The organism is Pseudomonadota bacterium (assembly GCA_013285465.1).
Classification (GTDB): Bacteria; Pseudomonadota; Alphaproteobacteria; order Micavibrionales; family CSBR16-224; genus CSBR16-224.
In genome coordinates this window covers 149,409-162,112 of sequence record CP053449.1, presented here as the reverse complement: position 1 = coordinate 162,112, position 12,704 = coordinate 149,409, and the positions used below count along the sequence as shown (strand labels likewise).

Here is a 12,704-nt window from a genome sequence, read left to right as displayed (position 1 = left end):
CGTTATCCTTCACAATGTTTTAAATTGGTAAAAAGTTTTTTGAGCTTTGCCGGGTCTTTTTTCCCGGGGCGGGCTTCTACGCTACTGGAAAGATCAAGAGAGAATGTGTTTTCGCGTGCGGCCGCGCAGATGTTATGAGGTCCTAGGCCGCCGGCCAGAAAAACGCGCGCACGGTTAATGCCGGACGGAAGTTCCGTCCAATCGAATACTTTGCCTGTGCCGCCATGTTGTTTTTCATCATAGGAATCAATTAGCATATAATCACAATTCAGGGAAGAAAAATCTTGTGGCGCATCCGGCGCGCCCAGCCGCAGTGCGTAAATATAATGCGGCCCCCAGAACCCTTCGGGGAAATAAGTATAATGCTGCACACCCCATAAGCCGCACTCCTCCGCTATCCGTTCGGTTTCATCGCGGCTGTGTTCGACAAACACACCAACAGCGCGCGCCCTTGTCAGCGCAGCGGAAATTTCCCTGGCCGTTGTTTCACTGACGCGGCGCGGCGATTTCTCCGCAAAGACAAATCCGATAAAATCCGCCCCCAGACTTTCCGCCAAAAGCGCATCACCCAAATTCGTAATACCGCATATCTTTACTTTAGGCTGCATGTGTCTTCCATGTTCCGCGGCAATTCCGCAGAAATGCGGCAGGATCTTCCGACCGCATTAATGTCGTGCCAATCAGAAAACCGTCAACACGCGGTGAAAAATTTTCAAGATCGGACGGCGTTTTAATGCCCGAGGCGGCAATCGCTTTCACATGATCGGGAATGCCCGCCAGCAGATTTTCCGTTGTACCCATATCAACATCAAAGCTGGTCAGATTGCGGTTATTGATCAACAGCAGATCGGGAGATGTTTTCAAAGCGCGCTCTAACTCTTCCTCATTCTGAATTTCAATCAGCGCCGCCATACCCAAATCTTCCACCGCATTTTTCAACCGCAGTAATTCTTCATCACGCAAAATCTTCACAATCAGCAAGACCAGATCCGCACCGCAATCACGCGCTACGCGAATTTGCTTTTCATCAATAATGAATTCTTTGCACAGTAGCGGCAAATCCGTCAGCGCCCGCGTTTTACGCAGCACCTCAAAACTGCCGCCGAAATATTTTTTATCCGTCAAAACGGAAATCGCGTTCGCGCCGCCTGCGACATATTTCGCGGCTTGCGTTTCCGGTTCAAAATTTTCGGCAATCACCCCCTCGGATGGCGAGGCCGCCTTCAGCTCCGCAATCAGGCAGGGTGCATTTTCAAACAGCTGCGCAAAATCACGTGTACAATGCACCGGGTTTGAGACATCCGCCAGTGCCTTTATCTCTTCCCGCTTATGCGCAACAATCTCGTCCAATATGCTCATACTGTTGCCAGCCTTTCCAGCAATGCCGTTGCCGCGCCGTTTTCAATCACCGCCCGCGCTTTTTCCAGCGCCGTATCAAATGTGATGTCGTCATCCCCGACATAAATTGCTGCCGCTGTATTCAAAGCCACGATGTCTTTTTTTGCACCTGTAATACTGCCGTCGAAAATAGCGCGGGTAATCACCGCATTTTCCTGTGGGCTGCCGCCCTGAATATCTTCCGCCGTGCAGGATTTAAAACCGAAATCCTCCGGCATTTTTGTGTAATAGCGAATATCACCCCCATTGATTTCCGCGATGATATTCTCCCCCGTTAATGTCAGTTCGTCCATGCCGTTGCCATGGACGATCAGCGCCTTTTTAATGCCGGTCGCGCGTTTCACCTCCGCCACCAGCGGCACAAGATCGGCGCGAAACACACCTGTTACCGTGCGCTGCGTTTCGGCAGGATTCAATAACGGCCCCAGAATATTAAACAGCGTAATCACACCTTCCGCCGCCAGCGCCCGCCGCGCCGCGGTGAAGTTTTTAAAAACCGGATGGAATATCTGCGCAAAAAAGAAAACGATATTATTGCGCTCAAATTCCGACACCGCCTGCGCCGCTGTGCCGGGGATTGTCAGATGCAGTTCCTGCAGCAGATCAATCCCACCCGATTTGCTCGAGATGGAAATATTGCCGTGTTTGGCAATCGCCGTTCCCGCCGCTGCCGCCGCCAAGGCCGACGTGGTCGAAATATTAAAACTGCCGGATTTATCACCGCCCGTCCCGACAGGGTCAACCGCATCCTTATGCGGCAGCGGCACGGCAATCATCTGCCCGCGGAACAGCTTTACGGCCTCCGTCACCAGTTCCGGCGTCAGATTGTCCAGCGTCAATCCGCGCAGACAATCCAGCTGCCCGTCCATAGATAATTCATCATGAACAAGGCGGTGGATGGAGTCTTTTTGCGCATTCATATTCATTCTTTAATAGGGCTTTAATAGGGCTTTAATAGGGGATTTTATCGGTTTTTTGCTGCCATTCCTTAAACACTTTCAGTGCCTCATCCCGCAACAGCGGCACGGATGGCAAGCTGCGTTCTTCCTTGGGCAGGGCGACCTGTTCATATAAAAAGCGGTCATCAAAATCAATTTCCGCCGCATCATGCTGGGTATTGGCGAAATAGATTTTATCCAGCCGTGACCAGTAAATCGCCGATAAACACATCGGGCAGGGTTCACAACTGGTATAGATTTCACATCCCGCCAGCGAAAAATCGTCCAGATTTTTACAGGCATCGCGGATGGCAACCACCTCGGCATGTGCCGTCGGATCATTTGAGGATGTCACTTTATTCGACCCGCGCCCGACGATCTTGCCGTCTTTCACAATAACCGCGCCAAAAGGCCCGCCGGTATTGTCTTCCATATTCTGCGCAGAAAGCGCAATGGCCTCGCGCATAAAGTGCTCGTGGTCGCTCGTCATTTTTTCTTTATCTCCGAAAGATTTAAGACTGTTTATGGTGCGACAGGGCGGAGGCCTTGTCAAGACTGTGCGGCAGGCTGTTTATGGATCAGTTTCGGTTGCCGGTGAACCTTTTCCTGCAGGGATTTCCACAGCGCAAAATCAGCCCCCTCCAGCGGCGGAAAATTCACGGACCATTTCTCCAAATGACCGGATTCCGACACCCAGCGGATATCATCCTGCTTTCTGATATGGATTTCATGGTCGTAAGGGTCATAATAGGCGATCTCTTCATCCCGTTTATCCAGAAACACAACATAATGGCCGTCTTCACTGGGTTCGTGGATGATATTGGCAATCGCGATACCGCCGCGATAGATGTCTTCCCCATGCGCAACCGCACCCAGATGCGCCGCCGCCGCCGCCGCCAGTTGCGAATTGCGGGTACCGGATTCAGGATTAGGGGTCAGCAGCTGCCGGAAAAATTCATAATCGGTTTCTTTACCAAAAATAAGCGAGACCGTTGCAAGACATGCCGGCCCGCAGGAGTAATCATCACGTTGATAAATAAACACATTCTCATCCATGCCGTCAAAAATACGCCAAAACCGGCAACGGGTCAAGCAAAGCAATGCTTTCTTGAATTAATGACAGGGGCGGTTAAGATGAAAAGGATAGATTTGGTCCGCAAAGGCGAAGTTACGTATTATGATAAAGACTTTCTTAACAAAATTGCGTTATATGTTATTTAGGCGCAAAAGCGATGAAAGCGTTGATTCGGATATCATGCACGATACCGGTCATCCGTCGCCGCAAGGCATTAACGGGCTTTTGGAGGCGGAAATTGCGTTCCTGTTTGACGATGCCGGAAGCGTTGTTTTAACAGTGAATGCCGCATTCGACGATGTGCCGGCCTGGATTGAAGGCGATCCGTCTACAGGCACTGTCTATATCGTCCAGATGGGCGGTGCCATGGCAAAGCTGAAGGTAAAGCTGCCGCCGAAAGAGATGGAGCGCTGGACGAAAATTAAGCGCGTTGCATTGGTCACCAATGCGGAAAACGGGGAAAAGCTGATGCACCATATCGCATTCACTTTACAAACCCGGACGTAAAAGAAAGACGGAATTTTATCAACGGAAGGAAAACGCCATGACAATCACCGTTTACGCAAGTGAGACTATCGATGCCGATACGCTGGGTGCAGGCATTGCAGTGATGACAGCCATGCGCGGCGATAAATCCTTCCCCGAAAATTTTACCGACCATCCGGCAATCGCCCATGCCGACCGGGAAGGCGACGCCATCCGTTTCACACCCGATCTCGCCGGATTATCCGATCCGGTCACGCTGGTACTGTACAAAGGAAATGCGAACAGCATAGAGCTTTCCCTCCCTGCGGGAGACGGCGCATTGCCGGCCTTGAAAACGGCGCTCACGGATAAAGCCGCCGCCGGAAAACACGGTCCGAAAGACCCGGCGCCCGGCGCATAAACCCGTTTCTTACATGAATAGGACGTAAAGCGTCGCCAGAACGATCTGCACGACGGCAAAAGGCAGCGCCAGTTTTATAAAATCGGCAAAGGACAGCTTCAATTTATGCTTATGCATGATCGTGACCGCTACCAGCGTCGACGCACTGCCGATCGGCGTCAGATTTCCGCCCAGATTTGCCCCGAAAATCACACTCCACCATAAAGGGGAAGATGTTTCCGTCCCCATACCGCCCAGAATTTTCGCCAGCATTGCCGCCAGCGGAATATTATCGGTGACCGAGCTGAAAAATGCCGCCGCGACCAAAAGTGATCCCGTACTGCGCGCGCCTTCTTCCGTGCCGATCAGCCACTGAATGCCGCCACCGATCAAATCCAGCACCAGCGCATGTTCCATGACATTGATCACGACAAACAGTGCCATAAAGAAGCCGATCAAATCCCAATCCACCGCCTTGTAAAACTGGTCGGCCTCGGCTTTGTAACGCAGCAGCATTAATGTCGCAAAAGCCAGCGCCACAAAGCCCATTCCCAGATCTTTAATCAAAGGCAAAACCGAGGCCGCGGCAATTGTAATAATAAAACCTGTCAGCGCCACCGCCCCGAAAATGAAAAAGCCGCGGCTTTCGATCCCGTCATTTTCATCAAATCCGGCAACCAGCGCCTGTGCCTCTTCTTTTTGCTTATCTCCTGACAGGCGCTTGATTTTAAACATCCGCGCCCCAAGAAATAACGTCACCAATGTCGTCACCGCGACAAAGGGTGCGGCATAGATGAAAAACTGCATAAAGCTGATACCCGCCGTTTTTCCGACAATAATATTCGGCACGGAGCTGATCAGCGTCAGCAAACCGCCGACATTCGTCAGCAAAGCTTCCACCAGCAGGAAACCCAGCAATTTACTGTTCTGCCCCAAACGGTTTAGCGAAACCGCCGTCAGCGAACCGACGATAATCATCGCCGCCACATTATTCAATACGGCGGAAAACAGCACCGTCATCCCACCGTAAAAGCACAGCAATAGCAAAGGGTCGCCGCGCGAGGCTTTCGTCAGTTTAATCGCAATCCATGTGAACAAGCCCGAGCGCGAGGTAACATCCACAAAAACCCCCGAACCGACAATGATGGCAATCACGCTCCAATCCACTGCCGGAATATAAACCGGCATCGACAGTTTATGCCCGTCCGCCAGCGTCAACTCACCAAAAGGCATCAGACCGAAATAAGAACCGAGAAACAGCGAGATAATCGCAAAAACCCCGACAATAACGGATTTCTTGGCGTGAAGTTTTTCTTCCAGCGCCAGCGAGGCAATCATTGCCACCAGTAACCCCGCAAATAAATACGTCACCCATGACGGCACATCATGCGCCGCAGCCATCTCCGGTGCAAAGCCGGGGGGCAAAGGTAAAGGCAATGTTTCGTCCGGTGTCATCTTGTCCTTATCCTCAAATAAGCAGCAGCGGAATCTGCCTGATTTCAACCGCCAACGGATAAACGATGCCGTGCATCGCCATCTGTGTTTTATCCTTGCCGCGCATAACGATCAGGTCCAGTTTCTGTTTATCGATTTTCTTCTTGAAGGCCGTAATGTGGTGGCCAAAGCCGACAACGGATCTGATTTTGATTTTCACATCATGGCTTGCCAATACCGCAGCGCAGGAGGCGATATAATCACGCGGCTCTTTCAACAGCCTTTCCTTGATTTTTTCCCGCGCTTCATCGGTATCAATCGTGGCAATTTTTGAAATCGCATCAATATAGCGCTCAAAAACTTGCGTATCCTCCAGGTGTACCAGTGACAAACGCCCCTTTTCACGGGTCAGCCTTACGGCAATATTCACCAGATCATGGCTGTCGGATAAATGATCGGTCAGCACCATGACACGGTTGGTATTCTGCATGGCGTGGCGGTCAGCGCGTCCGGCTTCCGGATGCGGCAGAATCATCACCGGCACATCCGCCAGCTGTACCAGCACATCCAGATGCTCGCCCAGCGAATGCGGGTATTTCCATCCCGCGCTCTGCAGGTTACGATAGGTACAAATCAGATCGGGTTTGTGTTTTTTTACCAGTTTCAGAAGATCGGCGGAGCTTTTAAAATCCTTGCCGCTGACCGGCACCCATTTCGGCTCTTTCGGCACGGACAGAACGGATAAAAACTCCTGCAGCTGCACCAGAAAAGCCTCCGATGCCTTGACCGTCAGATCCGTCACCACCAGAATTTTTCTGATCTCCGGCATCTGATAGGCGTAAAGTGTTTTATCCGCCGCGCGGAAAATGCTTTCAAATTGATCGATTTGCGTCATGGGTCTTCCCTGTTCCGCTGACGAGTATAACCTGTGTTTTGCGCTTTGTACAAGATTGCCAAACAGCCTTATTTCAGATATAAACCGTTATTATGACAGCTAAAAAACAACAAATACCGCAGGCCGCACTGGAAAACCGTCCGGCAGGGTTCGGCGATGATGCGGATTTAAACCGCGTTGCCGCACGCTATGCCGTGCGCGTTACCCCTGCCGTTTACGACACAATCGCAAAACCCGCCCCGGATGATCCGGTCGCCCTGCAATATCTGCCTGATGCGCGGGAACTGTCCGAAACACCGGATGAGCTGACCGACCCGATCGGTGATCACAGCCACAGCCCTGTCCCCGGTATTGTCCACCGCTATCCCGACCGTGTTCTGCTGATGCCGGTATCACGCTGCGCCGTTTACTGCCGCTATTGCTTCCGCCGTGAAAAAGTCGGCAAAGGCGCGGGACTGCTGGAACCCGCACAGCTTGACGCCGCACTGGACTACATCCGCGGCAATCAAAATATCTGGGAGGTCATCCTCAGCGGCGGCGACCCCCTGATCCTCAGCCCGCGCCGGCTTAGCCATATTCTGGCAGAACTGGACAAAATCGACCATATCGGCGTCATCCGCATTCACAGCCGCGTCCCTGTTGCCGATCCCGGCCGTATCACGGATGCGCTTTGCACATTGCTAAAAAAAATGCAAAAGCCCGTTTATATCGCCGTACATATCAACCATGCACAGGAATTATCGCCCGCGGTTGAAACCGCCTTCAAAAAACTCCATAAGGCAGGCTGTGTGCTGCTATCCCAATCCGTGCTGCTTAAAGGCGTGAATAATAACGCCGCCACACTGGAAACGCTGTTCCGCCGCCTTGTCAGTCTGCGCGTCCGTCCCTATTATCTGCACCACCCTGATAAAGCGCCGGGTACGGCACATTTCCGGCTACCGCTTGCCGAAGGGCAACAGATTATGCGGGAATTGCGCGGACGGCTCTCCGGTCTGGCACAGCCTGTCTATATGCTGGATATTCCGGGCGGTCACGGCAAAATCCCGCTCACACCCTGCTATCTTTCCGCCGAAGGTGACGGCATCTATCAAATCAGCGACCCGTCCGGCCGCACACATTTTTATCAGGATTAATCAAAAAAAGCGCAGGGTTTCTTCTTTCCGCCGCGTATCATCTGTAACGACACGGAATACCAACTGTTTTTTAAAGGAGACAATCAATGACGCATTTCAAACCCTATCTTGCCGCCGCCTGCCTTGCCGTCATGCTGGGTTTCACGCCCGCCGCCGCCCATGCTGAAAACAGTGCCCCCGCTGCGGAGGCCGTACAGCCCGATGTAAATTCTCCCGGTGACCGCCGCGGCCCGGGCAAGAATTTCAACAAGGAAGAAGCCTGCGCCAAATTTTCCGCCCGTATGGAAGAAAGAAAGGCAAAAATGGCGGAACGCAAAAAGAAAATGCAAGAGCGCAAAGCCGCTTATGAAGAGCTGAAAGCCACCAATCCCGAAGCCGCCGAGAAAATGAAACAGGAATGGCAGGCCAAACGCGAAAAAATGAAGGCCGAACACGCCGCAAAAAAAGAAGACCATAAAGGCAAACATGCCAAAGCCGCGAAAATGAGAGAATTATGCGGTCTGCCGCCCCTGAAAGAGGGCATGAAAAAAGGAAAAAGAGACGTTATGAAGAAATCCCCGAAACCGGAGATACAGGATACGCCCTCTGAATAACCGGTTTCTTTTAAGCAGGCGGAGCCGGAGAATTTCCGGCTCCGCTTTTTTTATTTCGCGCAGGATTTTTTAACGTCTTTGCGTATAATAGGCGGAGGGAATTTTGACCGTTTTAGGAGAACCGCAATGCAACATCTGAAAACAAGCACTATTCTGGCCGCTTTTGGCATCGGCGCTTTTTTAATCACGCTATCCGCGCCCGCCTATGCCATCGAAGCCGCGCCGGAAACGCCGCGGCAATTCCATAAGGAGCAGATAGAAAAACGGATCGACCACCGCGAAGACAATCTGGAAGACCGCGAAGAATTCCGCGAAAGCCTGCGGGATGAAAATGACTCTTTTCGTCAGGAAACACAGGAAGAGAATGAAGCCTACCGCGAGGGCGCGATGGAAGAAAGACAATCTCTCCGCGAAGATATAAAGGAAGAAAACGCAAAAACCCGCGCCGCGCTGCAACAAGAAATTGATGCGGAATACGAAAAGATTCGTGAAACGGCAAAAACCGATCCTGCCGCCGCCCGTAGCATGCATGAAGCGTTTCAGAAATCCCTCGCTGAAAGAAAAATTGATTACAGGGAGTATAAAAAGGACCAGCATGACTCCTTCCAACGGAACATGCAGGAACAGCACCGCAACCATAAAAAAGAACAACGCAAAGACCGCAAGGAACACCGCGACGGCATGGGCAGGGATCTGCATAATTACAAGAAAGACACGATCGAAGACAATAAGCTTTTCCGCCGCGATAACCGGCGGAAAAAGAAGGAGATACGTCAAAACCGCCCGCAACCGCGTGAGGCGCCCTCTTACAGGAAATCGCCGTAATAAAAACAGACCGGACAGAATTCTCCGGTCTTTCTTTTAAAATCTATACGGATTTTTTTTACTTTTTCCGTCTATAATGGAGAGGTATGTTTTTGCCAAAGGAGGGCTCATAAATGCGACAATCTTTTAAAATCGGTGCTTTTGTCGCCGTAATCGGCATCGGTGCGGCTTTGCTGCTGCAATCCGCCCCCGCCCATGCACAAAGCGGCGGTATCCAGACACCTGCTATGGTCGATCTTGACCAAAAACGTGCCGCCGCCGCACAAAAACGTGCGGAAATGAAGGCGCAGATCGATGCGGATCAGGCAAATCTTGAGAAAATGGCAGGGGCAAGTCCCGGCGGCGCCGATATGAAGAAAAAATCCGGCAGCGGCAGCTTCGATCTGGTCGGACGCCGGGAAAAACGCGAAGCAATGCGGAAAGCAAAGCTGGCAAATGCGCCCGAACGGCGGAAAACACTGGTAACATATGGCAGCAGTGCCTTTGCAACATATGATTATTCACGTTCCCGCAGGGCACCGGGCTATTATGAAGACTCTCTGATCGCTCTGGAAGAGTTTGATAAAAAATACCCGAGCCATTACTGACCGGAATCCGCCTATTCTAGGCGTTATAATGCGTGCATAAAACCGTATAGGCGGCTTTGATGTCAGGCAGGGCGCGTTCAACGGCGGCTTCCCCTTCATCAATCAGCTCTTCGGCGCGGTCAAATTCCATTAATCCGATATGACCGACACGCGGCGTAATCAGAACGTCAGGCGGGTCACCGGCAAGGCGTGAGCGCGCCAGCCTGTCCTGCGCAATATTCATGGAAGACACCATGACACCAAACATACTCGGTTCTTTTTCCTCGCGACGGAAAATACGGCGCGTCAGTGAAAAGCTTTTCGCCGCCTTCACTTCGGGATTATCATCGCTTTCATCCAGCAGGTCAAAACCGGCAACTTTCGGGAAATCCGCACCGGGTTTTGATGCTTTACCGATAATATCGCCATTCGGGTTCACGGCAATCGTCATCCGCGCGCCCAGCGCCTGACAGGCGGAAACCGGTACGGGATTGGTCAACGCACCGTCAATCAGCCAGCGGTTTTTCATGAAAACAGGCGGGAACACACCCGGCAGGGAAAAAGATGCGCGGATCACATCCACCAAACGTCCCGACCGCAGCCAGACCTCGTGACCTGTCATCAAATCGGTACAAATCGATACGAAAGGATAAGGCAGTTCTTCGACCTCGACCTCGCCGAAATGCGTCATCATCAGCTTTAAAAGCCGTTTACCGCCGATCAGCCCGCCGCTGCGGACACGGAAATCAAGATAGGATAAAACCTTCAAACGGTTCAGGGAACAGGCCCAGTCTTCCAGCGCATCCAGCCGCCCCGCCAAATAAGCGCCGCCAACCAGCGCCCCCATCGAGGTTCCCGATAAAATCGTCGGCGTAATGCCGTGCCGCTTTAACCCGCGCAAAACACCGATATGCACAAAGCCGCGGGCAAGGCCGCTGCCCAGCGCCAGACCGATTTGCGGCGGCGGCAGCATCTGCGGCTTCTGCGGATCGTGATTTTCCGGTTTTCCGTCTTCGCCGCCGGGTAGGGTATCATCGCCGTTATTGTTATTTTTCTTGCCGATCATGACCTAAAACGTGGTATTTTTTGAACAAAAAGGCTATACAAGTTCTTATTATCATATCCGTTTCAAGAGACAAAGCCTAGAAGAATTAAACAAGAAAAATTGAGACAACATTGACGGCAGCAAAAACAGAAACCGGGCAGCATCAGGCGACGCATAAACTCATGCGCCGTATCATTTCCGGCTATGTGCGCCCGCATCTGGGACTCATTATCGCCGCCACCTTGCTGATGCTGCTCTCCGCCGGCATGACGGGACTGCTCGCCAAACTGATGGAGCCTGTCATTGATGACGTCTTTTCACAAGGGGATCTGAAACAGCTCTGGCAGGTTGCTATTCTGATTTTCAGTGCCTTCACCCTGCGCGGCGCAGCAACATACGGTCATACCGTTCTGATGGGAAAAGCAGGGCAAGCCATGATTGCCGATGTGCAGAAAGAGCTCTTTTCAAAACTGATCCGCATGGATATTGCCGCTTTCCAGCAAAAAGACAGCGGTCATTTGATTGTCCGTATGGTCTCGGACACCACGATGATGCGTATGGCAATGGCCGACAGCATCACAGGTCTGGCAAAGGGCAGTTTCACACTCGTCGTACTGGTCTGCGTGATGTTTTATCAGGACTGGAAACTGACTCTGATTTCCCTGTTCATCTTCCCGCCGATCTCTTACGGCGTCATGCGGCTGGGTAAAAAACTGCGCAAAACCGCGACCCTGATGCAGGAGGAATCCGGTAACCTTACCGCCGTTCTGCAGCAAAGTTTTCAAGGAATCCGGCATATCCGCGCCTATGGGCTGGAAGAACATGAAGATACCCGCGTCAAAAACAATATTACCCGCCTTTACAAATTCTATCTGAAGGTCATCCGCACCTCGGCGCTCGCGACACCGCTCTCTGAAACCGTTGCAGGGCTGGCAATCGTCACCATTATCATCTATGGCGGTTATCAGGTCATGGATGGTGCAACCACCGCCGGCAAGCTGTTTTCCTTTATCGCAGCCTTCCTTCTGGCTTATGAGCCGATGAAACGTCTTGCCAATTTGAATACGGTTCTGCAAACAGGACTTGCCGCCGCGCAGCGGGTTTTTGACGCGATGGATGTGCAGCCGGGCATTGCCGACCGCCTCGATGCCAAAGAATTGAAACTGAAAAAAGCCCCCGAAATCACTTTCGAAAATGTCTGTTTTGCCTATCCCGACAATAACAAATCAAGCGAGGCCGAAACGGCGCTAGATCATCTCAGCTTTACCGTTCCCGCAGGCAAAACCGTTGCGCTGGTCGGACCTTCCGGCGCCGGTAAAAGCACCGTCATCAATCTGCTGCTGCGCCTTTATGATGCCGATGAAGGGCGCATTCTGGTGAATGGGGAGGATATCCGTAACGTAACCCTCGCCAGTCTGCGCGGACATGCCGCGCTGGTCAGTCAGGACGTCACCGTCTTTAACGACACCGCCCGCGACAATATCCGCTGCAGCCGCTTTGATGCCGATGATGACGCGGTTGAAGACGCCGCCAAAGCCGCCACGGCGCATGAGTTCATTCTGGAGATGGAAAACGGCTATGATACGGTTCTGGGTGAGAAGGGGGCAACGCTTTCCGGCGGGCAACGGCAGCGTATCGCCATCGCCCGCGCCGTATTGCGCGGCGCACCGCTGCTGCTGCTGGATGAAGCCACCTCCGCCCTTGATAATGAATCGGAGCGCGCCGTCCAGTCAGCCTTAAAGAAACTGCAAAAGGGACGCACAACGCTTGTGATCGCCCACCGGTTGTCCACCGTACAGAATGCCGATCTGATTTACGTGATTGACCGCGGCAAAATCGTTGAACACGGCACACATAAGGAATTGTTGAAAAAAGACGGCGTCTATAAACGCCTTTACGGCGGAGGCACCCATTCTTAAAAAACTGACCCGTCGCAA

Annotated in this window: 15 protein-coding genes; 7 read left to right on the top strand and 8 right to left on the bottom strand. The window is 52.2% G+C overall.

Annotated features, from left to right (window positions below):
* Window positions 1-2: 2 nt before the first annotated feature.
* Genes HND56_00785 through HND56_00765 form a run of 5 tightly spaced genes read right to left on the bottom strand, consistent with a single transcriptional unit; the run spans window position 3 to window position 3,428 of the window.
* Window positions 3-608, bottom strand: a complete 606-nt coding sequence (locus tag HND56_00785) for a phosphoribosylanthranilate isomerase (GenBank protein QKK04302.1) — start codon at window positions 606-608, stop codon at window positions 3-5.
* Window positions 598-1,359, bottom strand: coding sequence for an indole-3-glycerol-phosphate synthase (locus HND56_00780; GenBank protein ID QKK04301.1), 762 nt, complete (start codon window positions 1,357-1,359; stop codon window positions 598-600). Before HND56_00780 ends, HND56_00785 begins: the two co-directional genes overlap by 11 nt.
* Window positions 1,356-2,318, bottom strand: coding sequence for an anthranilate phosphoribosyltransferase (gene trpD / locus HND56_00775; GenBank protein ID QKK04300.1), 963 nt, complete (start codon window positions 2,316-2,318; stop codon window positions 1,356-1,358). Before trpD ends, HND56_00780 begins: the two co-directional genes overlap by 4 nt.
* A gap of 31 nt (window positions 2,319-2,349) precedes the next feature.
* Window positions 2,350-2,826 carry a nucleoside deaminase gene (locus HND56_00770; protein QKK04299.1) on the bottom strand — a complete coding sequence of 159 codons (477 nt, stop codon included), beginning with the start codon at window positions 2,824-2,826 and terminating at the stop codon, window positions 2,350-2,352.
* Window positions 2,827-2,885: 59 nt separating this feature from the next.
* Window positions 2,886-3,428, bottom strand: a complete 543-nt coding sequence (locus HND56_00765) for a hypothetical protein (protein QKK04298.1) — start codon at window positions 3,426-3,428, stop codon at window positions 2,886-2,888.
* 163 nt (window positions 3,429-3,591) lie between these two features.
* On the opposite strand from HND56_00765, the gene HND56_00760 reads away from it, so the two are divergent.
* Window positions 3,592-3,918, top strand: coding sequence for a hypothetical protein (locus HND56_00760; protein QKK04297.1), 327 nt, complete (start codon window positions 3,592-3,594; stop codon window positions 3,916-3,918).
* Between the two features lie 37 nt (window positions 3,919-3,955).
* Window positions 3,956-4,297 carry a hypothetical protein gene (locus HND56_00755; GenBank protein ID QKK04296.1) on the top strand — a complete coding sequence of 114 codons (342 nt, stop codon included), beginning with the start codon at window positions 3,956-3,958 and terminating at the stop codon, window positions 4,295-4,297.
* Between the two features lie 9 nt (window positions 4,298-4,306).
* Here HND56_00755 and HND56_00750 read toward each other — a convergent pair whose 3' ends face one another.
* Together HND56_00750 and HND56_00745 are read right to left on the bottom strand one after the other, a co-directional pair.
* Window positions 4,307-5,731, bottom strand: a complete 1,425-nt coding sequence (locus HND56_00750; GenBank protein QKK04295.1) for a hypothetical protein — start codon at window positions 5,729-5,731, stop codon at window positions 4,307-4,309.
* A 13-nt stretch (window positions 5,732-5,744) separates the two neighbouring features.
* Window positions 5,745-6,605 carry a universal stress protein gene (locus HND56_00745; GenBank protein QKK04294.1) on the bottom strand — a complete coding sequence of 287 codons (861 nt, stop codon included), beginning with the start codon at window positions 6,603-6,605 and terminating at the stop codon, window positions 5,745-5,747.
* 92 nt (window positions 6,606-6,697) lie between these two features.
* Between HND56_00745 and HND56_00740 the strand changes: the two genes are divergently transcribed.
* The 4 genes from HND56_00740 to HND56_00725 all read left to right on the top strand — a co-directional run bounded on the left by HND56_00740 (window position 6,698) and on the right by HND56_00725 (window position 9,743).
* Complete coding sequence (locus HND56_00740) at window positions 6,698-7,738, top strand: lysine-2,3-aminomutase-like protein (GenBank protein ID QKK04293.1); 1,041 nt, start codon at window positions 6,698-6,700, stop codon at window positions 7,736-7,738.
* Between the two features lie 86 nt (window positions 7,739-7,824).
* Window positions 7,825-8,331 carry a hypothetical protein gene (locus tag HND56_00735; protein QKK04292.1) on the top strand — a complete coding sequence of 169 codons (507 nt, stop codon included), beginning with the start codon at window positions 7,825-7,827 and terminating at the stop codon, window positions 8,329-8,331.
* Between the two features lie 126 nt (window positions 8,332-8,457).
* Complete coding sequence (locus HND56_00730; GenBank protein QKK04291.1) at window positions 8,458-9,156, top strand: hypothetical protein; 699 nt, start codon at window positions 8,458-8,460, stop codon at window positions 9,154-9,156.
* A gap of 113 nt (window positions 9,157-9,269) precedes the next feature.
* On the top strand, window positions 9,270-9,743 hold the full coding sequence (locus tag HND56_00725) for a hypothetical protein (protein QKK04290.1): 474 nt from the start codon (window positions 9,270-9,272) through the stop codon (window positions 9,741-9,743).
* Between the two features lie 16 nt (window positions 9,744-9,759).
* Here the strand turns inward: HND56_00725 and HND56_00720 are convergent, their stop codons facing one another.
* Complete coding sequence (locus HND56_00720) at window positions 9,760-10,695, bottom strand: lysophospholipase (GenBank protein QKK06515.1); 936 nt, start codon at window positions 10,693-10,695, stop codon at window positions 9,760-9,762.
* 254 nt (window positions 10,696-10,949) lie between these two features.
* On the opposite strand from HND56_00720, the gene HND56_00715 reads away from it, so the two are divergent.
* On the top strand, window positions 10,950-12,686 hold the full coding sequence (locus HND56_00715) for an ATP-binding cassette domain-containing protein (GenBank protein QKK06514.1): 1,737 nt from the start codon (window positions 10,950-10,952) through the stop codon (window positions 12,684-12,686).
* Window positions 12,687-12,704: the final 18 nt, after the last annotated feature.

Excerpts from the sequence above, each read along its gene's own strand:
- HND56_00785 (QKK04302.1), bottom strand. The coding sequence starts at position 608 with ATGCAGCCTAAAGTAAAGATATGCGGTATTACGAATTTGGGTGATGCG.
- HND56_00780 (QKK04301.1), bottom strand. The coding sequence starts at position 1,359 with ATGAGCATATTGGACGAGATTGTTGCGCATAAGCGGGAAGAGATAAAG.
- trpD (QKK04300.1), bottom strand. The coding sequence starts at position 2,318 with ATGAATGCGCAAAAAGACTCCATCCACCGCCTTGTTCATGATGAATTA.
- HND56_00770 (QKK04299.1), bottom strand. The coding sequence starts at position 2,826 with ATGACGAGCGACCACGAGCACTTTATGCGCGAGGCCATTGCGCTTTCT.
- HND56_00760 (QKK04297.1), top strand. The coding sequence starts at position 3,592 with ATGCACGATACCGGTCATCCGTCGCCGCAAGGCATTAACGGGCTTTTG.
- HND56_00755 (QKK04296.1), top strand. The coding sequence starts at position 3,956 with ATGACAATCACCGTTTACGCAAGTGAGACTATCGATGCCGATACGCTG.
- HND56_00750 (QKK04295.1), bottom strand. The coding sequence starts at position 5,731 with ATGACACCGGACGAAACATTGCCTTTACCTTTGCCCCCCGGCTTTGCA.
- HND56_00745 (QKK04294.1), bottom strand. The coding sequence starts at position 6,605 with ATGACGCAAATCGATCAATTTGAAAGCATTTTCCGCGCGGCGGATAAA.
- HND56_00740 (QKK04293.1), top strand. The coding sequence starts at position 6,698 with ATGACAGCTAAAAAACAACAAATACCGCAGGCCGCACTGGAAAACCGT.
- HND56_00735 (QKK04292.1), top strand. The coding sequence starts at position 7,825 with ATGACGCATTTCAAACCCTATCTTGCCGCCGCCTGCCTTGCCGTCATG.
- HND56_00730 (QKK04291.1), top strand. The coding sequence starts at position 8,458 with ATGCAACATCTGAAAACAAGCACTATTCTGGCCGCTTTTGGCATCGGC.
- HND56_00725 (QKK04290.1), top strand. The coding sequence starts at position 9,270 with ATGCGACAATCTTTTAAAATCGGTGCTTTTGTCGCCGTAATCGGCATC.
- HND56_00720 (QKK06515.1), bottom strand. The coding sequence starts at position 10,695 with ATGCTGCCGCCGCCGCAAATCGGTCTGGCGCTGGGCAGCGGCCTTGCC.
- HND56_00715 (QKK06514.1), top strand. The coding sequence starts at position 10,950 with ATGCGCCGTATCATTTCCGGCTATGTGCGCCCGCATCTGGGACTCATT.